Origin of the sequence: Moraxella sp. CTOTU46934 (assembly GCF_031979465.1) — a bacterium.
Lineage (GTDB): Bacteria > Pseudomonadota > Gammaproteobacteria > Pseudomonadales > Moraxellaceae > Faucicola > Faucicola tetraodonis.
Genome location: NZ_DALZEG010000002.1, coordinates 201046 through 224472, shown reverse-complemented (window position 1 = coordinate 224472; position 23427 = coordinate 201046). Strand labels below are relative to the sequence as shown.

Sequence of the window (23427 nt, the reverse complement as noted above, 5' to 3'; positions counted from 1 at the left end):
CATGCCCAATGTCATTATTGAAGTGAGTCACGACCGTCTTATTAGTCAGCCCGATAACCTGCTAGCACGGGTCAATGATACGCTATGGCAGTCTGGCAATTTTAAGCTACAAAGTGATATCAAATCACGTATCTACTACCCAAACCACGCCTTAGTAGGACTGACCGTTAGCGGAGATGAAGCCTTTGTTATGGCGCATTTTTATCTGATGCCAGGGCGGGATGACGCTACCATTCAATCATTGGCACAGCGCATTGCCGATGCTATCAAAGCGCATCTGCAGGAATTCGAAAGTGAGGCGCCTGTTGGTAGTTTACAGATTTGCGTCAATTCCACCACGCTAAGCGCCAATTATGTCAAGCAGTATGTCGAATTCAAATAGAGGGGTTAGTGATAAAAATTGACTACTTTAAGCACATTTTTGCTGACTTTTGCCCAGTGGCAAGATAGTAGGTTTGGCAACAAAACCTGCAGTAGCAGCGGCCCCGTTGCTAGCCAATGACTAAACAGTCATTTGCGTTATTCTCAACTTATCGCAAACATAGTAAACTAGTCAAGATTTTGTTTTGTCTGCGGTATGTAAAAATTTTAACAAGCATCTTTTCACAAGCATCTTTTAAAGACATCATATAAAGACATCGTGCAAAACATCATTTTTTCGGTTTTCCCCGTTGATTTCAACATAACTCAAGGAGTTAGCAATGATTTATCAAGGAAATAGCATCTCGGTATCGCTACTCGAAGACGGTATTGCTAAATTAAACTACGATAATCAAACTGAGAGCGTTAATAAATTTGACCAAGCCACCATCAAAGAATTTGGCGAAGCAGTCACGGCATTAGAACAATCTTCAGACGTTAAAGGTCTCATCGTTACTTCAGGAAAAAAAGTTTTCATAGCTGGTGCAGACATCACTGAATTTGTTGGTAATTTCAAAAAACCAGAAGGCGAGATTGCTTCGTGGGTACTTGACATCAACAAAACGTTCAACCGTTTTGAAGATTTGCCTTTTCCAAAAGTTGCGGCAATCAATGGCGCATCCATGGGCGGCGGTACAGAGATGACGTTGGTGTGTGACTACCGTGTCATGAGTGACAAAGCGAGCATCGGTTTACCCGAAGTTAAATTGGGCATCTTCCCAGGCTTTGGTGGTTCAGTGCGTTTGCCACGTATCATCGGTATCGATAACGCTTTAGAAATCATCGCAACTGGCGAAGCACAAAAACCAGCCGCTGCATTGAAAGTCGGTATGGTGGATGCGGTTGTTGCCGCTGACCAGTTAGAAGCTTCAGCGATTGATTTAGTCAAAAAATGTATCGCAGGCGATCTAGATTGGAAAGCACGCCATGACGAAAAAATCAATCCAGTCAAATTAAATGCCCTAGAACAAACCATGGCATTTAACTCAGCCAAAGGTGTACTGTTCTCAAAAGCCAATCCAGCCCAGTACCCAGCACCAAAAATTGCCTTAGAGTCCATCGAAAGACACGTGAACCTACCACGTGACAAAGCGTTAGAAATTGAATCTGCAGGTTTTGCAAAAGCAGCAAAAACCCCACAAGCAGAAAGCCTAGTCGGTCTATTCTTAAACGACCAAGCCGTTCGTAAACTTGCTAAAACTCACAGCGCCAAAGCGCATGATATTAAAGAAGCTGCTGTATTGGGCGCAGGTATCATGGGTGGCGGTATCGCTTACCAAGCTGCCTCAAAAGGCTTGCCCATCATCATGAAAGACATCAAGGCAGAGCAACTTGACTTAGGTATGCGCGAGGCCAGCAAACACCTATCAAGCGGTATGGCACGCGGTAAAGTAACCCCAACACAAATGGGCGAAACTTTAAGCCGTATCCGTCCTACGCTCAACTACGGTGATTTTGGTGAGACTGACATCGTGATTGAAGCGGTTGTTGAAAATCCAAAAGTTAAACACGCGGTATTAAAAGAAGTTGAAGGGCTAGTTAAAGACAACTGTATCCTAGCATCTAACACCTCGACTATCTCTATCACCTATTTAGCTTCGGTACTAGAGCGCCCAGAAAACTTCGTCGGCATGCACTTCTTTAACCCAGTCCATCGTATGCCGCTAGTTGAAGTAATTCGTGGTGAAAAATCAAGCGAAGAAGCGGTAGCGACTACGGTAGCGTTAGCAGAAAAAATGGGTAAAGTGCCAGTGGTGGTAAATGACTGCCCAGGCTTCTTAGTAAACCGCGTATTATTCCCTTACTTCGGTGCGTTTGACTTATTGATCAAACAAGGCGCTGACTTTGTTCAAATCGACAAAGTCATGGAAAAATTTGGTTGGCCAATGGGTCCTGCCTACTTGATGGACGTTGTGGGTATCGACACAGGGGTTCATGGGGCAGAAGTCATGGCGGAAGGCTTCCCAGACCGTATGAAACCAGACTACAAAGTGAGCGGTCAGATATTGTTTGAAGCCAATCGCTTAGGTCAAAAAAATGGCGTTGGTTTCTACAAATACGAAACGGATAAAAAAGGCAAGCCAGTTAAAACTGCCGATCCACAAACCGTTGAATTATTAAAACCATTTATCGATGCGCCAAAACAGTTTGAAGACCAAGAAATCATCGATCGTTTGATGATTGCATTATGTAATGAAACGGTTCGCTGTTTAGAAGATAACATCGTATCGACCCCTGCAGAAGCAGACATGGCGATGATTATGGGTATTGGCTTCCCGCCATTCCGTGGTGGCCCATGTCGTTACATCGACCAAATCGGTCTACAAAATTACCTAGCCCTTTGCGACAAATACGCAAGCTTAGGTAAAGCCTATGAAGCGCCACAAATGATTCGTGATATGGCGGCAAATGGTAAAACTTTTTACCCACAAGCGTAATCGACGATTATAAATTTTAAGGAGAATAAAATGACTACATTAAGTCCAAAAGATGTCGTGATTGTCGATGGCGTTCGTACCGCAATGGGCAAATCAAAAAATGGTATGTTTCGCAATGTACGCGCTGACAGCATGTCTGCCGAGCTTGTTAAAGCCTTGGTAGCGCGTAACCCGTTTGATACCAAACTTGTTGAAGATGTCATCTGGGGCTGTGTCAACCAAACCCTAGAACAAGGCATGAACATCGGCCGCAACATTGGTTTATTGGCTGAATTACCACGTACCACAGCAGGTCAAACGGTCAACCGTCTATGTGGTTCATCCATGCAAGCGCTTCACACCGCAGCGGCACAAATCATGACCGGTCAAGGTGATGTGTTCATTATCGGCGGTGTTGAGCATATGGGTCACGTGGGCATGATGCACGGTATTGACATCAACCCAGAGGCTTCAAAATATTATGCAAAAGCCTCTAACATGATGGGTTTAACCGCTGAAATGCTCGGACGTATGAATAACATCAGCCGTCAAGAACAAGATGCGTTTGGTGTAGAATCACATCGCCGTGCCTGGGAAGCGACACAGCAAGGTCGTTTCAAGAACGAAATCATCGGCATTGAAGGTCATGACGAAAACGGTAACCTACAACTTTGCACCATCGATGAGGTGATTCGTCCTGATGCCAATATGCAATCATTTGCGGCATTACGCCCCGTATTTGATCCTAAAGGCGGTACCGTAACAGCTGCCACCTCATCAGCCTTATCTGATGGTGCATCTGCGATGCTTATCATGTCTGCACAAAAAGCCAAAGATTTAGGACTAACACCGCGTGCCCGTATTCGCGGTATGGCAGTTGCAGGCTGTGATGCCGCTATCATGGGTTATGGGCCAGTGCCTGCCACCAAAAAAGCCTTAAAACGCGCTGGCATGAGCATCGACGATATGCAAACCATCGAGCTAAACGAAGCATTTGCCGCACAAGGCTTATCGGTTCTTAAGGGCTTAAACCTACAAGACAAACTAGACATCGTTAACCTAAATGGTGGCGCTATCGCGTTAGGTCACCCTCTAGGCTGTTCGGGTGCACGTATCACCACCACACTTCTAAATGTGATGGAACAACAAGACACCCAACTCGGTCTTGCCACCATGTGTATTGGTCTGGGTCAAGGGATTGCCACCATTATTGAACGTGTATAAACAGTTTGTTGTAACAAAAACCCTTGATTTCAATCAAGGGTTTTTTTACGCGGCCAGTTTTCTTCAGCCATGTTTTTTTACTAATATTGCTTTACTATAAAGTCTAAGAAATTTTTTACCAAATCTGTTATGTTGTCTAGATAAAAATAGATAAATATAGGTGTATTGTGAGTTTATTCCAAAATCTACTAATTATTTGTATATTAGTGTTGATTTCCAGTTTTTTCTCCATCTCCGAAATTGCCTTGGCAGGTGCTAGGCGCATCAAGCTAAAGCTGTTGGCAGAATCGGGTGACAATCGCGCCAATAAAATTCTACATTTACAAGAAAATTCTGCCGAATTTTTTGCTACCTCACAAATAGGGCTAAATGCCGTGGCAATTTTGGGCGGTATTGTGGGTGAGTCTGCGCTTCGTCCCTACTTTATTGACCTTATTTCGCCATTTTATCAAGGCAAAATGCTTGATAATATCGGTTTTATAATGTCATTTTTGCTAGTCACTTTGTTGTTTATTTTGTTTGCTGATTTGATTCCCAAACGCATTGGCATGATTAACCCAGAACGCGTGGCGTTAGCGGTGATTGAGCCTGTCTTGTTGTCAATCAAAGTATTTAAGCCGCTGGCATGGATTATCAACGGGCTGGCAAATCTGATTTTTAGAATTTTCAAAATCAACATGGTAAGAGAAGAAAATATCACCTTTGATGATGTTTCTGCCGTGGTGGATGCAGGAGCGCAAGCGGGGGTATTGCTCAAGCAAGAACATCACTTTATCGAAAACGTTTTTGAGCTTGAAGAACGTAATGTGCCCTCTAGCATGACCACCCGTGAGGATGTGGTGTATTTCACCCTTGGCGAGTCTGAGCAAAGTATCCGCCAAAAAATCGCCAATTACCCGTATTCAAAATTTTTGGTATGTAAAGACCATATTGATGAAGTGATTGGCTATGTCGATACCAAAGATATTTTGGTAAAACTTCTTAGTAACCAGTCGCAAATTTTGCTCAATGAAACTACGATTCGTAATGTATTAATCATCCCCGATACATTAACCTTATCCGAGCTGCTAGACCGTTTTCGCTCTAGTAAAGAAAAATTTGCTGTGGTGATGAACGAGTATGCGCTCATTGTCGGTGTCATTACGCTCTCTGATATCATGATGACAGTGATGGGGGATTGGGTCGCACCGATTGAAGATGAGCAGCAGATTATCCAGCGTGATGAATTCTCATGGCTCATTGAAGGTACCACACCGATTGAAAACGTCAAACATGCGCTCGGTATCGAAGATTTTCCCGATTGGGACAATTATGAAACTTTAGCAGGTTTTATGATGTACAAACTGCGCAAAATTCCTCGCCCTGCGGATTTTGTTGAATATCAAGGTTATAAATTTGAAGTAGTCGATATTGATCATCATAAAATTGACCAGTTACTTGTGACGCGTAATTTCAAAGATGAAGAAGAGCACATTATCAGTGATAGTTAGCCAAAGTGATTGAGTAATACGGCCGCTTTGACTTGAAATCGATTAACTTTTTTCACGTTTCTTGTTAAAGTAGTTCATGGTTTCACCAAATCGTGAACTTTTTTCTTTTGGGCTTGGCAAACGGTAAAATTATTTTATGCTTGAAATCCGCCACCTTCAATTATTGACCGCACTACGTGAGCAAGGCTCGCTTGCTGCCGCGGCTGAGGACTTGTATGTCACGGCATCAGCGGTGTCCCATCAGCTCAAAGAAATCGAAAATTATTATGGTGTTAGCCTCGTCAATCGCCGCTCAAGACCGCTAAGCTTTACCCCAGCAGGCAAAGAAGTACTCAAACTTGCGGACAGTGTGCTACCGCAATTTAATCGTACCACCGCCAACCTTAAAAGACTGGGTCGTGGTCAAACGGGACAATTGCGTTTGGCCTCGGAATGTCATAGCTGTTTTGATTGGTTGATGCCTATCCTTAATCGTTATCGCAGGGAATGGCAAGATGTTGAGCTGGACTTTAGCTCAGGCTTTGAACCTGAGCCTCACCAAATGCTACTCGATGAAGAAATTGATGTGCTTATCACAGCCAGTCGCTTACCCTTGGAGGGAATCAGCTATCTGCCGTTATTCCAATATGAAAGTCGCTTGGTGTTGTCACCGACGCACCCATTGGTCGATAAAAAATCGCCGATTTTGCCAGAAGATTTGATTGATGAAACGCTCATCGTCTATCCTGTGGAGGCCAAGCGGCTCGATATCATCGCGCATTTTTTTGCCCCTGCAGGACTTGCGCCCAAGAAACTAAGAACCACAGAATTGACCGCGATGTTAATTCAGCTGGTTGCGAGTGAACGAGGGGTTGCCTCGTTACCGAATTGGGTGGTCAATGAATACGAAAAAAAAGGCTGGGTCATATCAAGGGCATTGGGGGAAGGCGTGTTTTGCCAGCTTTATGCGGCGACCCGTACCACAAGTAAAGAGGTGGCTTATATCCAAGGGTTTTTGGATTTACTGCCAGAGATTAGCCATAAATCTACAATACCCGCCCATCATCGAGCCTAATTGATTAAACCTAATCAATTAAAAATGCTGGGTGTGACATTCATAATGCCACTATTATGTTGATGTATGCCACACCCAAATTACATACCAACACACGCCAACAAAAGACACACCAACAGAAGCTAAGGCGAGCTCATCCAAACAAAGTAGAAAGGAATTACTTTGAAACCAAGTTAACATCTTCAGGGGCGATATGCGTTGTCGCTAATACCGTGGGCTCATCGTATTCAACTTTTTCAGTGACCAATTCTTCATGACGCAATGTCACAGGGATTTGCGTTTCATGACTGACATTTTGGGTCATTAACTGTACTTTTTCCGCCACAATGGTTTCAATATTCACTTTCGCTGTTTGTTGAAGTAGAGGAATCTCAATCGGAGTATCGCCTAAAGTAATCGCTTGCCCATTCACCATCAACTGTGGCACATTGACGTTATTAGTAACCACACTAACTAAATTATCATGAGAGGCACTAGGCTGCGTAAACACATGTTCAATCACTAAGACTTCTTGATTGAGTGTCACAGGAACGTTAACTGTTTGGCTAATAATTTTTTTTGATAATTTAATATTGTCTTTGATAAATCGCTCAATTTGCACTTGGGGGCGTTCAGCTAATAGCTCTAAGGTGTTAGTGGTATCTTCACGAAGATCGACGGTTTTAACAATGTTATCATGAGTATGGGTATCATTAGTGTCTAGTTCGGTAGTATTTGTCATCGGGTTTTTCATAAAGTGTTTTCCATTGCAAAGTTATTGTTCCAAAATCCTGTAATAATATATAACAACCACAAAAAAGGCAGATGAAATCATCTGCCTTTTTCAAGCCAATGGCAACACCGTTGGCAGAAGTTAAAATCTATAGTAATCAATTATCTAATGATATTAATTATTAAAGTTTACGGGGCGCATTTGGATCAATTGCAGGTGATACATTACCATCGACGGTATCAACACCCGTTACACGCTCAACGCCATCTTTTTGTACATCTAACTCTTCACGGCGAACGGTTTCATTAAAGGTCTCAGTGCGAGTTTGTGCCACTTTATCTACGTTAACTTCTTCAGTAACATAAGTTTGTTTGTTAACATTTGCACGTTCTGCTTCAAGTTCAACCTCAATAGTAGCATTGTCATTATCACCGATGCTGCGATCAGTAGGTTTATTAACTGGTGTACGCTGGATATGCGCTTGTTCTTCAGTTAATTCAACGTTGACAGTGCGTGGCTCAGACACAACATGTTTACCAACTTTTAGTAAACCCGCTACGATTTTGTCTTTATTGACTGAAATGCGTTCTTCAAGTAACTGTAATGTATTAGGTGATTGGTAGTCGTTATCAGTAAGTTTAACAGGTGTGGCAGCACGGTCAAATACGTGACGGTCACGAACCGTTTGTTCTTCAATACTGTAGTTGTAGTCAGGATCGTAGCTATCCATTGTTTCTACAGTATCTCGGCTGAGCGAATCAAAGTATACATTGTCGTCTTGAATACGAGCTAGACCCGCTGGTACTAAAACTTCTTTCGAGCTAAACCAGCCACCTACATCAACAATGAAATAGCGAATACGGCCTGTGCTCTCATCAACTAAAGCACCTTGAATACTACCTACTTTGTCGCCATTGACACCATAAGCGGTTTTACCAGTTGGATCAAAATAATCGTTACCTAAAAGGTCAACGTGGGTGTCTTGGATATCGCGTAAACGTATTAAACTTGCCATGGAAAAATCTCCTTTAGATATCTTATTGTTTATTTTTTATTAAGGTAGTTAAGTTAAAAACTAAATAAATATAAGATAGTTTTTTATAGTTAAATGAAAATTGTTATAATAAAATTTTTAAAATTCAACAAATTAGATGTTTCACAGCTACTTGGTTGTTGAAACAGATGCTTGATTGTTGAAATCGCCGATGATAAAAACGATGAAAAATGCTATACGCTTAATCGTTCGACTTGCAAACAAGATTACTGAAAAAAGCTCCCATTAAGTAGTAGGATTTGATAAATTTTTGTTTAGAGGGTGTAATTGGCAGTTGTCTTAAGTAACTTTTGCAACCAAGCGTAAAAAAAATTGGCTTTTAGCAATAAATTAAAAACATATAAAAAAAGTTGGGTAGAGCACTTAGCGCGAAACACCATTGCCCACCCAATAAGGCGTTATAAAAGATAAGTAATAAAAAATAATGAGTTATCAACATATATATTAGGTGATTTTCAATGACAAAATATCAGGGCAAAATAATCCGCTGGCAAGATGACAAAGGCTTTGGGTTTATTGAGCAAACCGATAACAATTGGCAAGACCCAGCCATTTTTTTTCATATCAGCGAATACCGAGCGAACCAACGTCCCGTGCTTAATGAAGCGGTCGTTTTTGAAATAGGGCAAGGCAGAGATGGCAAACCCTGTGCTGTCAATGTGCAGCAAGAAACGTTTGTTAGACAAAAAATTGCCCAACAAAATGCCCGGCAAGTTCGTCAAGCTCAAAACGATCTTAAAAATCAAACATTACTCACGTGGGTGGCTATTGGAGTGCTGTTCTTTGTGTTACTGACCGCTGTTGTGCTGGTTAAGCACTTACCCTTATGGATTATAGGTTGGTATTTTGCGATAAGTTTGGCGACCTATCTGCTGTACGCGCATGATAAAAAAGCTGCGCAAAATGGTGATTGGCGCGTGCAAGAAGCGTCACTCCATAAATTAGCTTTTGCTGGGGGTTGGGTAGGGGCGGTGTTTGCCCATTGGTTATTGCGCCATAAATCAACCAAGCCAGAATTTCGTAGGGCTTTTTACTTGACAGTGATAGGGAATCTTTTAGCTTTGGCAATCATAAGTTATATCAACATGAAAATCAGATGATTGCTTGATTGATTGATTCGCAAAAAAAATCCCTAATACAGATTAGGGATTTTTTTTGCATAAGACAATTAGATTAACTCAATGGCTAAGGCAACCGCTTCACCGCCACCGATACATAGGCTAGCAATGCCTTTTTTACCGCCTGTGCGTTTGAGTGAGTTGATGAGTGTGACTACGATGCGCGCACCCGATGCCCCCACGGGATGACCCAATGCACAAGCACCGCCTTCGATATTAACCTTAGCATGATCAAGGTCATTTTCTTGCATAGCAAGCATGGTTACCATAGCGAATGCTTCATTGATTTCCCAAAGATCAACGTCTTCTTTGCTCCAGCCAGCTTTTGCTAAAACTTTTTTCACACACTCGATAGGCGCGATGGTAAATTCGCTTGGGTGTTGTGAGTGGGTGGCTTGGGCAACGATACGGGCAAGTGGTTTTAAGCCTTTTTCTTTGGCTTTGTCTTCTGACATCAATACAACGGCGGCTGCACCATCAGAGATTGAGCTTGAGTTAGCGGCAGTGACTGTACCATCTTTTGAAAACGCGGGTTTTAAGGTTGGGATTTTGTCTACATTGGCTTTACCGGGTTGTTCATCCGTGTCAATGACTACATCGCCTTTACGAGTTTTGACAGTAACCGGAACGATTTCGTTTTTGAAGTGACCTTCATTGATGGCGGTGTTGGCGCGTTTTAGCGATTCAATAGCAAATGCATCCATCGCCTCACGTGTGATACCCCGTTTATCTGCCATTTCTTGCGCAAATGCACCCATTAACTTGCCGGTATCAGCATCTTTAAGACCATCTAAGAACATGGTGTCTTTGATCTCGCCATCTCCCATGCGATAACCACCACGTGCCTTTGGTAGTACATAAGGTGCGTTGGTCATTGATTCCATACCACCTGCTACCACGATATCAAATTCGCCGCTACGAATTGAGTTGGCACCGAGCATAATGGCTTTCATACCAGAACCACAAAGTTTGTTGACATTGATTGCGCCTGTGGCATCTGGGATACCTGCTTTACGCATCGCTTGACGCGCTGGGCTTTGACCTGCACCCGCGGTTAAAATACAACCCATGATAACTTCGTCAATCTCTTCTGGTTTTACGCCGGCACGGTTGACGGCTTCTTTAATCACGGTTGCACCAAGCTCTGGCATTGATACTTCGTTCAAATCACCTTGGAATCCACCCATTGGGGTGCGAACGCCATCTACGATTACGACTGAATTTTCCATATTAAATTTCCTTTGAGTTAGGGTTTCTGTTGTCACAAGCAAACTACGACCTAAATCACTAGGGTCTATAAACAGGGTTGTAAACGGCAACCATGCCAATCACAATAGATGTTTTAAGTTTTGCTAATGCGATACATTTCATATTATCATAGTTAAAATGTAAATTAAACTACTGAAAATACTGTAAAATATCTCAGTCAAGTCTACCTAAATTTTACTGCATTAACTCATCCAACCGAATGCGCACCACCTTATCTGTCACGGTATCTAACGCTTCGATTTTAGCAATCGCTTCATTCATATTGCGCTCAACAACGGGGTCAACCATAATAATGACTGGCAAATCAGTGCTAGTATCATCATGCGCTGGCTGTTGCAAAATTGCATCAATACTAATTTTAGACTCACTTAAAATGCGGGTAACTTCTGCTAGTACACCCAAATCATCTTTGACTTGTAGGCGCAGATAGTAGCCTGTGATCATTTCATCGCTCGATAAAATACGTGTGTTATTTAGTGTCTCAGGCTGGAAAGCCAAATGTGGCACCAAATTGGCAGTTGAATCATTGGTCTCTGCAAGGGCGCGTACCATGTCCACCACATCTGCCATCACGGCTGATGCAGTTGCCCCTGCGCCGGCACCCGAACCGTAATACAAGGTTTGTCCGACAGGCTCTGCGTCAACCATGATGGCATTTTTTACTCCATTCACATTGGCAAGTAACACCTGTTTTGGAATCAAAGTCGGATGTACACGTAATTCAATACCTTCTTCGCCACTGTCTAAAATACGACGTTTAGCAAACCCTAAATGCTTGATACGGTAGCCAAGCTCGTTGGCATAACGTACATCTTGCTGGGTGATTTTGGTAATGCCTTCACAGTAAACTTTGTCAAATTGTAGCGGGATACCAAACGCAATTGACGCAAGTAGCGTTAATTTATGCGCAGCATCAATCCCTTCGACATCAAATGTCGGATCGGCTTCGGCATAACCCAGGGCTTGGGCTTCAGCGAGGACATCTGCAAAGTCCCGCTTTTTATCGCGCATTTCAGTCATGATAAAGTTGCCTGTACCATTGATGATGCCAGCAAGCCAATCGATTTTGTTGGCAGCTAAGCCTTCACGCAAGATTTTGATAATCGGAATACCGCCGGCAACCGCGGCTTCATACGCCACTTTGACGCCGTTGGCATCTGCCTTGGCAAAAATCTCATTGCCATGTTCTGCTAGTAAGGCTTTGTTGGCAGTCACAATATGTTTGCCATGCTCGATTGCCGCTAAAATCACCTCTTTAGCCGTGGTGGTACCGCCCATCAATTCCACCACAATATCCACATCCGCTTGCTGAACGATATCAAGTAAATCGGCAGATTGTTTGATGTCTGTTGGGATATCGGCACGGCTGCGACGCGTGCCTACGTGGGTAATTTTAATCTCACGTCCTGTACGACGTGTCATTTCATCAAGGTTGTTTTGTAGCAGTTCAACCACCCCAGTACCCACAGTACCAAGCCCTAAAATCGCTAATTGAATAGGTCGATTATTCATAAAAAAAATTCTCAAATGTCAAAAATATAAAAATAAAAGTTTAAAAGTTGGCTAGCTAAATATACCATGCTAACTTGTGATTGATAAGGTATAAAATCCAATTGCCCAAAAAAATTAAAATAAAAAAACCAGCTAATGACAACTAGCTGGTTTGTATCCCATCCGGGGTTGACTTATTTGAGGTTAAGCGCCTGTGCCAATTCAGCAGGTGGCAGATAACCGCCAAGTTGATGACCTTCTGTGTCAAACACGGCTGGGGTGCCATTGATACCCAAATTTGCACCTAACTCATAAATTTTACGTACGGGGTTACTGCAAGTCGGTGCATTGATAGGCAGGCCCAATTTGGCATCGGTTAAAGCTTTTTTGCGGTCACTGCTGCACCAGATTTTTTCCATGATAGGCATGGTTTGTTCACTACGTGGCCAAGGTAGATAACGTACTTCGATACCCAGTGCATTTACTTCATCAATTTCACTGTGGAATTTACGGCAATAACCACAATCTGCATCGGTAAACACATAGATTGCCGCTTTCGTCTGCCCCTTAGCAGGGAAGATAATCATGTCTTTTTTATCAATGGTGGCAAGACTGGCTTTCGCATCTTGCGCTTGCAAGTTCGCTGAGATGTGCTCAGGTTTGGCACCACCGACTTTGATGATATCGCCTTGTACTACATATTGACCTGTCGCATCGGTGAAAAACGCCGGTAAACCTTCGGCTTTGACCCAATAGATATTTGGCATACTGGTCGCTGTCACCGAGGTAATCTTTGCGGTGATACCTGATTCGGCTAAATTTGCCGCCAGCATTTGCTGTAGCTGTGATTCATTTTTTGTCACGGTGGCTGAGCTGCTACTCGCTTCGTGTTTCTGACTTTCAGAATTGACGGGTGTGCGCGATTGGGCATTATCACAACCTGCCAAACCAACAATGCCAGCCACGGTGATGACACTGGTAATTAAACGGGTAGCTAATGAGGTTTTAGAACGATAAGTTGCAAAACGAATGAGCATGAGAAAACCCACAGAACGTTAATATAGGTTTTTATTTTACCATATTGTTATGGCGTATGAGCGCTACCCCTGTCAACTTATTGTTAATAATCTATCAGGTCTACTAGGTCGGGGCTCACATTTTTGCCCGTTCCAATCTTTCTGCTCGTCTCAATCTTTCCGCTTGTTTCAATCTTTTGGTGCGCTAAAAGCAACCGGCTCAAAGCCAAGTTCTATTAATGGATTAAAAGGTTGTTTAACAAAGTTTGCTTAACTAGGTTTTTTAAAAAAATTCAGCGTTTAAGCAAATAACTTTTGATAAGTTGCAATACAATTTAAACATTGTGTTTGAATGACAAATTTGTAAACTAATAAATCGTCAGCTAGTTATAACTATTATTATTTTTTCATCTTTTACTATTTTTTAGGAATTTATCATGGCAATTGCTAGTTTATTAACCTTACTCGACGATATTAGTGTCATCCTAGATGATGTATCGGTGATGACAAAAGTCGCTGCCAAAAAAACGGCGGGCGTGTTGGGCGATGATTTGGCACTCAACGCCAATCAAGTATCAGGGGTACGAGCCGATCGCGAGTTGCCTGTGGTGTGGAGTGTCGCCAAAGGCTCTTTAGTCAATAAAGTGATTTTAGTGCCGCTGGCTTTGATTATCAGTGCAATTTCACAAACCTTGGTAACAGGATTATTGATGATTGGTGGTTTATATCTGTGTTATGAAGGGGCAGAAAAAGTGGTGCACAAATTTTGGCCACACCCCGCGAGCAATGATCCCGAGCAAGCCGAGCGGTTAGCAGCCAATGCCGATGAAAGTGTGGATTTGGTGGCGCATGAAAAAGAAAAAATCAAAGGGGCAGTGCGGACAGATTTTATTTTATCCGCTGAAATCATTGTGATTACACTCGGCACCATCGCGGCAACGGTGCCTTTACTGAATAAAGCGGCAACACTGGTAGCAATTTCACTCATCATGACAGTGGGTGTGTATGGCTTTGTTGCCATGATTGTCAAGATAGATGATTTGGGGCTGCACTTGCAGCAAAAATCGTCATCAGCGGCACAAAGTATAGGTAAAGCCTTATTAGCCTTTGCGCCTATTTTGATGAAAGTGCTATCAATCGCCGGTACTTTGGCGATGTTCTTGGTCGGTGGTGGTATTTTGGCACACGGCGTTGGTGCGTTATATGATGGGATTGAACATTTAGGTGACTTGTCAGGGGCGTTTTCAGGCTTAACCACTAACTTATTAAATGCACTGGTTGGTTTGCTAGCAGGTTTGGTGGTAGTTGCAATCATGACAGTCATCTCAAAAATTCGTAATAAGCCTGCCCATTAGACAAGCCCACTCATTCATTGTATCTAAAATTTGTAGCTAAAATAAAAAAGCAGTTTATGTTGAACTGCTTTTTTTACTGCTATACATACATGCAAACACGATTGACTTACTGATTGTGCTGCGGCGTTACCGACTCATCGTGAGAGGGCGCTACGTCAGTTTGGGGAGTGGTGGTGGATTTTTTAGTGACAACCACGGCATTTTCCACCTTTTTACTGGTACGCGTTTTGGGTTTGGCTGCTGGTTTTTCGCTCGCCTTAGCTTTACGCGTCCGGGTTTTGGGTGCTTTTGGGGTTGCCAAGGTCAGCATACCAACGGTTGCAGGTTTCATTTGCTCTGCCACACTTTCAATCATATTCTTATAACTTACCGGGGTGGTTTTACGTTTTTGTGCAGCCGCTTCTGCGCTATCTTCTACGTCCGTTTGTTCAAGCGCTTCGGTGCCAGTGTTATGGTCTAATGCGGATTCATCCGCTGTTGGCACTGAGTCAACGTCCTGATTCACTATAGCATCATCCGCTATTGTTGTCGCAGAGACTGGCTCGGTTGGTCGGTTAGCGACTGGCGCATTGTGTGCTTGCAAGTAAGCTTCGACCAATTTACCTTGCCCAATCAAAGCATGACCTTGCTCGCCCAAACGCGCCACAATCCATGCGCCTACGCTACCTGCTTGATATGACAGGTGGTTTTGGCTAGGCGACGCTGATTGAGCTGAGGCTGCTTCTACTTGACCTTTGCCACTGTCAGTTTCATTCGAGATAGGCTCAGCAACTGACGGGTTTGAATCAGTCGGCGCTTGAGCAACAGCGGTATTAACCAATGAACCGCGTGGGTCATTGATGGCGCGTTTAGTTACCGTTGGTAGCGCAGCGTCAGTTTTGCCTGCTTGGCGTTGGAACTGACTGGCTGGCAAAATGGCCGTATGATAATCCTCCAAGTTTTGCGCGGATAGACTGGCATAGCCATAATTTCTAAAATACTGCCCAAAACGCTGTTGTTCAGCCACTACGACATTATCTTTTGCTGGGGTGGTAGCAGCTTGATGATTAAAAGCATCGATGGCTTGGATAAAGCAGCTAACCACGCTGTTGGTTGCCATTTTTTCAGCAGCATTATCTAAGTACTGGTTAATAAACTGACTCACCGTACCTGAAATTTTTGTCACCGAAGTGCTCACGACAGAGGCAACTGGGCTAAATTGCGCTTGATAAGCCTTGTAAACTTCGCGTGGGTCATTTTTGGCACGACCTTGGCTCGGTGTCACTGCCAGCTGTGCTGTGGCTGGCTCAGCGGATGGCTTAGATGGTGTGGATGCTTTAGCAAGCTCTGCTACCTCGTCATTGGACACTGTAATGCTGCTAGGGTTAACTGGCGTCTGAATTGCCTGTTCTGGTGTTGTGAGTTCGGGCATCGTAGCCGAGGCTATTGGCTGAACCTCAGGTTCTGCAATTTCCCCTTTGCTAGCATCTAGCGAGAGGTGCGTTGTTTCAACCGCAGCTATAGGTTGCTGTTGTTCAGTTTTAAATACTTGAACTTGCACGCTGTTGGGGTCACGTTGTTTTGCGCCTTTCGGTTTTTCTGCTTTGGATTGGTTATTTTTTCTACCATCGACAGGGGCAACAGCGGTATCAGTCGCTGTTACATCATTGACTGCAGCTACGTTACTATCATCGTTCGCTAGTGTAGCACGACGTTCTTTGACCCCGCGGCTGTCACGGCGACTATTCGGCTCGCGTTTTGGCAGCTCACTAGTTTTGGCAGTTTTTGACGCATCATTTGACTTGTCTTTATTGCTGTCAGTGTCCTGTGATGAAACTTCTGCTTCACTCGTTTCAGATTGATAACGGTTTGGTTTTTTAGCCTTTGGTTTGCGGTTACCACGTTTACGGCGCTCGGCATCTTTATCGCTTGATTCAGCCGTGGCTGAAGGTTGTTGAGACGCTTCTTGATAAGGATTGGCGCTGGTTTCACTGGTGTTTGCGCTCACCGCAGGGATACTTGCCGTCAATGCGGCGTGATTGATTTGACCTTGCACCCCCAAGCTTTGTGCGCCGGTATTGACGAGACTTTCAATCGCCGAAGCGGCATCTTGACCACTAAAGTGTGGGGTGACTTGTGCTTGCTGGGTAGGGGCAAACAAGTTCGATAGCCAAGCGACTGCAGAAGTTGCAGGGACAGTGGCAGTCGGCTGCACGGGTTGTGGCGCGGCAGCTTTGGCGGCAGTCGTATTGTTAGCAGTTTGCTGAGGCTTGTTGGATGGCGTTGCAGGGCTAGGGGTGGTGTTGGCGGCGTTGCTAGCACTGCTCCAGGCATTATGATTACCTGTCGGTGCTACACGGCTGACTTCATTGTCATCCGTGTGCCAGTTGCTAGTATCGTAGCCACGGTCTTTATATTCTTGTTGTTGGCTTTCGGCGACACGCTCATAGCTCGATGGCGCGAATCCATCACTGTTATAAGTGATATTAAACTCGGGGGATTCAAGATGTGCATGCGGCAAGATAGTAATGCGCGTGCCACTTTCTTGCTCAAGACACACCAGCGTTTCACGTTTTTCGTTGAGTAAAAATGCGGCGATATCGGTTGGCACTTCGGCTTGTATTTCGCCATGACGCTCTTGTAGCGCGCGCTGTTCAATTTGACGCATGATTGACAAAGCAAGTGAACGCAAGTCACGAATCATACCGGTACCGTGACAACGCGGGCAGAGGTAACCTGTTGCTTCTTCAAGTGACGGACGCAAGCGTTGACGACTCATTTCCAGTAGTCCAAAACGTGAAATTTCAGCGAATTGGATACGCGCACGGTCGTTTTTGGTGGCTTCTTTGAGACGATTTTCCACTTGTTTTTGGTGGTCATCGGTTGCCATGTCAATAAAGTCAATAACAATCAAACCACCCATATCACGCAGGCGTAATTGACGGGCGATTTCATCTGCCGCTTCTAAATTGGTATTAAATGCCGTTTCTGAGACATCCGCGCCTTTGGTGGCTTTTGATGAGTTGATATCAATCGATACGAGGGCTTCAGTTTGGTCAATTACAATTGAACCGCCGCTTGGCAAACGTACTTCACGTTGGTAGGCGGTTTCGATTTGTTTTTCAATTCCAAAACGGGCAAACATCGGCTCATAGTCAGTGTATTTGCGCAGTTTATTCGCTTGCTGCGGCATCACCGCTTCAATAAAATTCGCCGCTTCATTATAGGCGTATTCATTGTCGACCCAAATTTCCGTGATATCATCACGCAAGTAGTCGCGTACGGCACGGGTGACTACGCCCGCTTCTTGGTGCAACAGGCGAGGTGAGGGAAATTTTTGGCTTTGTTGTTGGATGCCTTTCCAAATGTTTAATAAATGGTCAAGGTCTTGTTGTAATTCATCCGTGGTTTTACCAATCCCTGCGGTACGGATGATAACGCTCATGCCTTTGGGTAGTCTTAGCTCACTTAACGCTTGCTTCATCTCATCGCGCAACTTACCAGAGATTTGGCGAGAGATACCGCCGCCACGCGCATTGTTGGGCATCAATACCAAATAACGACCCGCCAATGAAATCAGAGTAGATAAAGCCGCGCCTTTATTACCACGTTCTTCTTTTTCCACCTGAACGATGAGTTCATCGCCTTCTTTAATCAGTTGTTTGATGTTAGTGGTAGAGCGAGGGTCGCCTGCTAGATACTCTGGGGCGATTTCACGAATCGGTAAAAAACCTTGACGTTGTGAACCGTATTCCACGAATACCGCTTCAAGCGATGGCTCGACACGGGTCACATGACCTTTATAAATATTGGCTTTTTTTTGCTCGCGGGTACGGTTTTCTAAATCGAAATCATATAAGTGATTGCCATTGCACAGGGCAACACGGATTTCTTCGGCGTGGGTAGCATTGATGAGGATGCGTTTCATGTGTTTTCTCCTAAACACACAAAACATACGAGGGTAGATAAATGTTGCTATCAAACATTACTATCAAATATTAGATAAAACAACGTCAAACAGTTTTGACTAGGCTCGCTGATACCAAGCTTAAGCGGCTTGATAACAAGGTTTGTTGTTCACCAAAAATTGCATGATTAAGTTGGATTATTGCCATAGCGAGGTTGTAAACCTGTTATGTAAATACAGCCGTCATGCTGGATTAGGGGTTGTTACCCAAAACAATGTGTGTTTTAGGACAAATGAATGAACCCTTTTTCCCTATTGGTCAAAAAGTGTTAGCGTTAGTTTTCGCTTTAAATGGCAAGCCTGATAAGTTAGGTTTTACAAAGGCGTGGGCAATTTAAAATGGTAAATCGTCCAAAACCGTAAACGTTTATCTCAAAATCGCAACTACTGAGTTCATTTACCTAGGCGCATAATACACTAATCGTTACCAGCAGTTTTGTGGTTGTAAGGCACAAAACCCACCATTTATCTGTTATCTCTATATATCACTAATCTTTACAAACTATTTGAACATGTTTTCAAATGACAATTATCTTCGTTACTCGTATGTCGTGTGCTGATATTGATTAAAATCAGTCTTAAAATCTATAAATATTGGCAGTTTAGTGCGCCCTATCGTGAGTCATACTGCCATGAATAAATTTCGGCTGTATGGGCGACACCAAAAGCGACAGTTTAATTATCCCGCATACACTACTTTGAAATGAAGCTTAACAGGGTTTAAGTCGAATTGATGGCGCGAATTCATAGCGGCACAGGCACTAAACTGCTAAACTATAGCAAATTTTTATGTAAACGGCTATCAAAATATGACAGAGCACTCGCAGTCTCCCAAACGTCCTGCCCATCCTAGCAAAAAACGCGACACCCCATCGCAACAATCGGCTCATCAAACCCCAAAACGCACGCCTAGTAAACAACCGTCTAGTAAACAACCCCAGTCTGCAGATGACGATATTTTAGATTTTGCTAAAGTCAATTATCTGACCGTCACGCGCCAGCAGCATGACCAACGTGTGGATAACTTTTTGTTGGGTCGTCTTAAAGGACTGCCGCGCTCACACGTCTATAATATGATTCGTTCCGACGAAATCCGTGTCAATGGCAAACGCTGTAAACCCCACGATAAACTGCAGCGTAATGACGTGGTGCGCATTGCACCCATCAAGCTTGCCACGCGTGAAAAACCCGTGATTAGTCCTGACTTTGCCCAGAGCTTGCTTGAGCGCATTGTATATGAAGATGAGGGTTTAATCGTGCTCAATAAACCATCGGGTATGGCGGTGCATGGCGGCAGTGGCGAGAGTTTTGGCGTGATTGAAGCGATGCGAGAAGCAACGGGTAAAAAATACCTTGAGTTGGTACACCGCATTGACAAAGATACCTCTGGCTTGCTAATGATTGCCAAAAAACGCTCAACCCTTAAAACTTTACAAGAGCATTTGCGAGAAAAAACCTTGCAAAAAACCTATCTGTGTTTGGTGGTAGGTTGGATAAGTAGCGAAACACAAACCATTGATAAACCGCTACTAAAATACACGTTGCCTGCCACACAAGAAGGCAAAAGCGGTGAACGCCGTGTCAAAGTAGATGTAAAATCCGAAGACAGTAAGCCAAGCCAAACCCAAATTAACGTGTTGCAAAAATTTGAGTTAAATGGTCAAAAAGTCAGCTTAATTGAAGCCAAACCGCTCACAGGGCGTACCCACCAAATTCGGGTGCATTTGGCGAGTATCGGGCATCCGTTATTGGGTGATGATAAATACAATCCGAATGTGGCTAAAGGCGATAAAAGCGTGCGCCGCTTGTGCTTGCATGCTTATCAGCTTGCTATTCCGGAATATGAAACGATTACAGCCGAATTGCCAGAGGATATGCAAAATTTGATAGAGAATCAACATGATTAATATGAAAGACAAATCGCTAATCATTTTCGATTGGGATGGTACGTTGATGGATTCGGTTGGCTTGATTGTCGATGCCATGCGCTATGCTGCTGAAAAGCACGGTTTAACCGTTACCGATGAAGCGACAAAATCCATTATCGGCATTGCGTTAGTCGATGCGTTTCTCATGCTGTTTCCCAATGACAGCGATAAATATGACGAACTTTTAGCGACTTACTCTGAGTATTATGTCAAGCATTGCGACAACGACAAACTGTTTGAAGGTATTAAAGAATTGATTCAAGATTTACACGCACAAGGTAAAACCTTAGCGATTGCCACAGGGAAAAAACGAAAAGGTCTGCAGCGCGTACTACCCAATTCTGGCATTCAAGCCTTTTTCACAACTACCAAAACCGCTGACGAAACCGCAGGCAAGCCCAATCCGCTCATGCTGCAAGCAATTTTGAGCGAAACGGGTAAAACGGTGGAAGATGCGGTATTCGTTGGTGATAGTATTCATGACATCCGTATGGCAAATGCAATACAGATGGATAGCATTGCTGTAAGTTACGGCTGTGAAAAAGCCGATGTTTTGGCAAAAGAACATCCAACCAAGCTTGTGACCACAATCAATGAACTAAAACAACAGCTAATTTAGTTTAGCTTTGTGCAGATAACTAACTTCGAGTAGAATAACGGCAACTAAAAATTTTAAAAAGCTGTTTACAATGACCGAAGAACTACTCATCAACATCAGCCCATCTGAGAGCCGAGTCGCGGTGCTCGAAGATGGGATACTCAACGAAATCTTTATCGAACGCCATAGCAAACTTGGCTCAGTGGGCAATATCTACCTTGGCACAGTGGTGCGCGTACTGCCAGGCATGCAGGCGGCATTTATCGATATTGGGCAATCGCGTACCGCGTTTTTGCACGTCAATGATATGCAGACCCTGCGTCCTAAGCTTTCAGCCATTGAACCGCCCAAACCGCAAAACCCCGCAATTGACAACACCTTAGACCCTGACACCACCACGCTTGCGATGACCACAACCACCTATCAGCCACCGCCTAGCGAGTTGATAGAAAACCGCTTGTATGAAGGACAGCGTATCTTGGTGCAAGTGATTAAAGACCAATTAGGCAGTAAAGGCGCACGACTGACGACGGATGTGTCATTGCCTTCGCGTTATTTGGTGTACTTGCCGTATGGTGAACATATCGGGATTTCACAGCGGATTGATGGCGATGAGCGAGAGCGGTTAAAAACACAGCTTGGCGAGCTGATGCACCAAGTCAATCTACAAGGCGGATTGATTGCCCGTACCGCTGCCGAAAATATCCCGCAATCCAAACTTGAAGAAGATATTTATTATCTACTGCAGCTTTGGCGTATGGTACAAGCCCGCCGTGAGCAAACGCCGACCCATCGCCGTTTTGAGCTGATTTATCAAGATTTATCTCTACCTTTGCGCGCGATTCGAGATTTGATTGGTGAGCAGACTGAAAGGGTGACGGTCGATAACGCCCGAGTGTTTGATGCTATTCGTCATTTTGCCAAAGAATTTGTCCCACTGATTTATCCACGTATTCAATTGTATGATGGCGAGCAGGCGTTATTTGATGTTCACCGCGTTGAAGAGGATTTAAAAGACGCGCTCAATCGCCGTGTTAATCTCAAATCAGGCGGTTATCTTATCATCGACCAAACCGAAGCCATGACCACCATTGATGTCAATACAGGCTCTTTTGTTGGAGGGCGTTCTCTTGAAGATACGGTGTATAAAACCAATTTAGAGGCCACCCACGCTATCGCCCGTCAGCTGCGACTGCGTAATTTGGGCGGGATTATCATTCTTGACTTTATCGATATGCAAGAGCAACAACACCGCGATGAAGTGCTAGCAAGCCTGCAAGAACAGCTCAAACGCGATTATGCCAAAACCAACATCAGCGAAGTCTCAGCGCTTGGGCTGATAGAGATGACTCGTAAACGCACGCGTGAGAGTCTACAACAACAGCTTTGCGAGCCGTGTCCAACCTGTGGCGGTAAAGGCTTTGTCAAAAGTGCCGAAACCGTGTGTCTGGAGATTTTCCGCGAATTGATGCGCTGTGCCAGAACCTACAACGTCCCCAAGAAATTTACCGTGGTCGCAAATAGTGGCGTGATTGATTTGCTTGAAACCATTGAAGCAGATACAGTGGCAGAGATGGAATATTTGCTGGGTCGTCCGATTAACTTGGAGAGTGATAACCGTTTTAATCAAGAACAATATGATATTTTGCTAGATTAGCCTATTGCTTTTACCCAAAAAATCGGTATAATACAGCCCACTTAACTTATTGCAGGGCGACGAAGATGATTCGTCAATTCATAAAAGAATAAGCCCTTTAATACAGTCGCTCCATTGTTTGCGACACGAAATTAAAGAATACAGTTTCACCGACTATTAATCATGCTATCTATGTATTGCAAGTTAATGGTTTGAGTGGGACTGAAATTTTTTTATTTTCAAAAAGTGCCTGTTAAAAACAGGTAAAAAATGCAAGTTAGGTGTTTACTCAATAACAGCTTAACACCCAACGCAAATTAACCCATATCAAACTTTATATTAGGAGCTTACTGGCATGGCTAACCAGAAAATCCGTATCAGACTTAAATCTTTTGACCATCGTCTGATTGACCAATCAGCTCAAGAGATTGTTGATACCGCAAAACGCACAGGTGCACAAGTTCGTGGTCCAGTACCGCTACCAACTCGCATTGAACGCTTCAACATCTTAACCTCACCACACGTGAACAAAGATGCCCGTGACCAATACGAAATCCGCACATTCAAACGTATGGTAGATATCGTTCAGCCTACTGACAAAACAGTCGATGCACTGATGAAGTTAGATTTGGCGGCGGGTGTTGATGTACAAATCGCATTAGGCTAACCCCTTAGGGTAACACCTATATTGAATAACAG

17 protein-coding genes are annotated in these 23427 nt (G+C 43.8%); 11 read left to right on the top strand and 6 right to left on the bottom strand.

What is annotated here, in order from left to right; translation table 11 throughout:
- Window position 1: 1 nt before the first annotated feature.
- The 5 genes from RTN07_RS03620 to RTN07_RS03600 all read left to right on the top strand — a co-directional run bounded on the left by RTN07_RS03620 (window position 2) and on the right by RTN07_RS03600 (window position 6605).
- Entirely contained in the window at window positions 2-382 is a 381-nt protein-coding gene (locus RTN07_RS03620) for a 5-carboxymethyl-2-hydroxymuconate Delta-isomerase (RefSeq protein ID WP_312175778.1), read from the top strand.
- A 319-nt stretch (window positions 383-701) separates the two neighbouring features.
- On the top strand, window positions 702-2858 hold the full coding sequence (gene fadB / locus RTN07_RS03615; RefSeq protein WP_060995635.1) for a fatty acid oxidation complex subunit alpha FadB: 2157 nt from the start codon (window positions 702-704) through the stop codon (window positions 2856-2858).
- A gap of 30 nt (window positions 2859-2888) precedes the next feature.
- On the top strand, window positions 2889-4061 hold the full coding sequence (gene fadA, locus RTN07_RS03610; protein WP_007115528.1) for an acetyl-CoA C-acyltransferase FadA: 1173 nt from the start codon (window positions 2889-2891) through the stop codon (window positions 4059-4061).
- Between the two features lie 167 nt (window positions 4062-4228).
- On the top strand, window positions 4229-5551 hold the full coding sequence (paeA, locus tag RTN07_RS03605; RefSeq protein ID WP_050324660.1) for a polyamine export protein PaeA: 1323 nt from the start codon (window positions 4229-4231) through the stop codon (window positions 5549-5551).
- Between the two features lie 136 nt (window positions 5552-5687).
- On the top strand, window positions 5688-6605 hold the full coding sequence (locus RTN07_RS03600) for a LysR family transcriptional regulator (protein WP_060995632.1): 918 nt from the start codon (window positions 5688-5690) through the stop codon (window positions 6603-6605).
- 157 nt (window positions 6606-6762) lie between these two features.
- On the opposite strand, the gene RTN07_RS03595 is transcribed toward RTN07_RS03600, so the two are convergent.
- Together RTN07_RS03595 and RTN07_RS03590 are read right to left on the bottom strand one after the other, a co-directional pair.
- Window positions 6763-7326 carry a DUF2382 domain-containing protein gene (locus RTN07_RS03595; RefSeq protein ID WP_312175773.1) on the bottom strand — a complete coding sequence of 188 codons (564 nt, stop codon included), beginning with the start codon at window positions 7324-7326 and terminating at the stop codon, window positions 6763-6765.
- A gap of 172 nt (window positions 7327-7498) precedes the next feature.
- Complete coding sequence (locus tag RTN07_RS03590; protein WP_312175770.1) at window positions 7499-8332, bottom strand: PRC and DUF2382 domain-containing protein; 834 nt, start codon at window positions 8330-8332, stop codon at window positions 7499-7501.
- A 497-nt stretch (window positions 8333-8829) separates the two neighbouring features.
- On the opposite strand from RTN07_RS03590, the gene RTN07_RS03585 reads away from it, so the two are divergent.
- A complete protein-coding gene (locus RTN07_RS03585) occupies window positions 8830-9471 on the top strand; it encodes a DUF1294 domain-containing protein (RefSeq protein ID WP_312175768.1) in 642 nt (213 codons plus the stop codon).
- Between the two features lie 68 nt (window positions 9472-9539).
- Here RTN07_RS03585 and RTN07_RS03580 read toward each other — a convergent pair whose 3' ends face one another.
- The 3 genes from RTN07_RS03580 to RTN07_RS03570 form a co-directional block, all read right to left on the bottom strand.
- Window positions 9540-10718, bottom strand: a complete 1179-nt coding sequence (locus RTN07_RS03580) for a thiolase family protein (RefSeq protein ID WP_312175765.1) — start codon at window positions 10716-10718, stop codon at window positions 9540-9542.
- A gap of 214 nt (window positions 10719-10932) precedes the next feature.
- Window positions 10933-12270 (bottom strand): homoserine dehydrogenase, encoded by a 1338-nt coding sequence (locus tag RTN07_RS03575; protein WP_312175763.1) that lies wholly within the window; start codon window positions 12268-12270, stop codon window positions 10933-10935.
- Between the two features lie 173 nt (window positions 12271-12443).
- Window positions 12444-13286 carry a DsbC family protein gene (locus RTN07_RS03570; protein ID WP_312175761.1) on the bottom strand — a complete coding sequence of 281 codons (843 nt, stop codon included), beginning with the start codon at window positions 13284-13286 and terminating at the stop codon, window positions 12444-12446.
- A 416-nt stretch (window positions 13287-13702) separates the two neighbouring features.
- Between RTN07_RS03570 and RTN07_RS03565 the strand changes: the two genes are divergently transcribed.
- Window positions 13703-14620: a DUF808 domain-containing protein gene (locus RTN07_RS03565; protein WP_312175760.1), complete on the top strand. Its 918-nt coding sequence runs from the start codon at window positions 13703-13705 to the stop codon at window positions 14618-14620.
- A gap of 106 nt (window positions 14621-14726) precedes the next feature.
- Here the strand turns inward: RTN07_RS03565 and RTN07_RS03560 are convergent, their stop codons facing one another.
- A complete protein-coding gene (locus RTN07_RS03560; RefSeq protein ID WP_312175757.1) occupies window positions 14727-18527 on the bottom strand; it encodes an Rne/Rng family ribonuclease in 3801 nt (1266 codons plus the stop codon).
- 848 nt (window positions 18528-19375) lie between these two features.
- Here RTN07_RS03560 and RTN07_RS03555 point away from each other — a divergent pair.
- The 4 genes from RTN07_RS03555 (at window position 19376) to rpsJ (ending at window position 23395) form a co-directional block, all read left to right on the top strand.
- Window positions 19376-20473: an RluA family pseudouridine synthase gene (locus tag RTN07_RS03555; protein WP_312175755.1), complete on the top strand. Its 1098-nt coding sequence runs from the start codon at window positions 19376-19378 to the stop codon at window positions 20471-20473.
- Window positions 20466-21113, top strand: a complete 648-nt coding sequence (locus RTN07_RS03550; RefSeq protein ID WP_312175752.1) for an HAD family hydrolase — start codon at window positions 20466-20468, stop codon at window positions 21111-21113. Before RTN07_RS03555 ends, RTN07_RS03550 begins: the two co-directional genes overlap by 8 nt.
- Before the next feature lie 70 nt (window positions 21114-21183).
- On the top strand, window positions 21184-22749 hold the full coding sequence (locus tag RTN07_RS03545; protein ID WP_312175751.1) for an Rne/Rng family ribonuclease: 1566 nt from the start codon (window positions 21184-21186) through the stop codon (window positions 22747-22749).
- Window positions 22750-23083: 334 nt separating this feature from the next.
- Window positions 23084-23395, top strand: coding sequence for a 30S ribosomal protein S10 (gene rpsJ, locus RTN07_RS03540; RefSeq protein ID WP_007115544.1), 312 nt, complete (start codon window positions 23084-23086; stop codon window positions 23393-23395).
- Window positions 23396-23427: the final 32 nt, after the last annotated feature.

What these genes read in the sequence shown, in the direction of transcription:
- RTN07_RS03620 (WP_312175778.1), top strand. Translation starts at nt 2, where the DNA reads ATGCCCAATGTCATTATTGAAGTGAGTCACGACCGTCTTATTAGTCAG.
- fadB (WP_060995635.1), top strand. Translation starts at nt 702, where the DNA reads ATGATTTATCAAGGAAATAGCATCTCGGTATCGCTACTCGAAGACGGT.
- fadA (WP_007115528.1), top strand. Translation starts at nt 2,889, where the DNA reads ATGACTACATTAAGTCCAAAAGATGTCGTGATTGTCGATGGCGTTCGT.
- RTN07_RS03600 (WP_060995632.1), top strand. Translation starts at nt 5,688, where the DNA reads ATGCTTGAAATCCGCCACCTTCAATTATTGACCGCACTACGTGAGCAA.
- RTN07_RS03595 (WP_312175773.1), bottom strand. Translation starts at nt 7,326, where the DNA reads ATGACAAATACTACCGAACTAGACACTAATGATACCCATACTCATGAT.
- RTN07_RS03590 (WP_312175770.1), bottom strand. Translation starts at nt 8,332, where the DNA reads ATGGCAAGTTTAATACGTTTACGCGATATCCAAGACACCCACGTTGAC.
- RTN07_RS03585 (WP_312175768.1), top strand. Translation starts at nt 8,830, where the DNA reads ATGACAAAATATCAGGGCAAAATAATCCGCTGGCAAGATGACAAAGGC.
- RTN07_RS03580 (WP_312175765.1), bottom strand. Translation starts at nt 10,718, where the DNA reads ATGGAAAATTCAGTCGTAATCGTAGATGGCGTTCGCACCCCAATGGGT.
- RTN07_RS03575 (WP_312175763.1), bottom strand. Translation starts at nt 12,270, where the DNA reads ATGAATAATCGACCTATTCAATTAGCGATTTTAGGGCTTGGTACTGTG.
- RTN07_RS03570 (WP_312175761.1), bottom strand. Translation starts at nt 13,286, where the DNA reads ATGCTCATTCGTTTTGCAACTTATCGTTCTAAAACCTCATTAGCTACC.
- RTN07_RS03565 (WP_312175760.1), top strand. Translation starts at nt 13,703, where the DNA reads ATGGCAATTGCTAGTTTATTAACCTTACTCGACGATATTAGTGTCATC.
- RTN07_RS03560 (WP_312175757.1), bottom strand. Translation starts at nt 18,527, where the DNA reads ATGAAACGCATCCTCATCAATGCTACCCACGCCGAAGAAATCCGTGTT.
- RTN07_RS03555 (WP_312175755.1), top strand. Translation starts at nt 19,376, where the DNA reads ATGACAGAGCACTCGCAGTCTCCCAAACGTCCTGCCCATCCTAGCAAA.
- RTN07_RS03550 (WP_312175752.1), top strand. Translation starts at nt 20,466, where the DNA reads ATGATTAATATGAAAGACAAATCGCTAATCATTTTCGATTGGGATGGT.
- RTN07_RS03545 (WP_312175751.1), top strand. Translation starts at nt 21,184, where the DNA reads ATGACCGAAGAACTACTCATCAACATCAGCCCATCTGAGAGCCGAGTC.
- rpsJ (WP_007115544.1), top strand. Translation starts at nt 23,084, where the DNA reads ATGGCTAACCAGAAAATCCGTATCAGACTTAAATCTTTTGACCATCGT.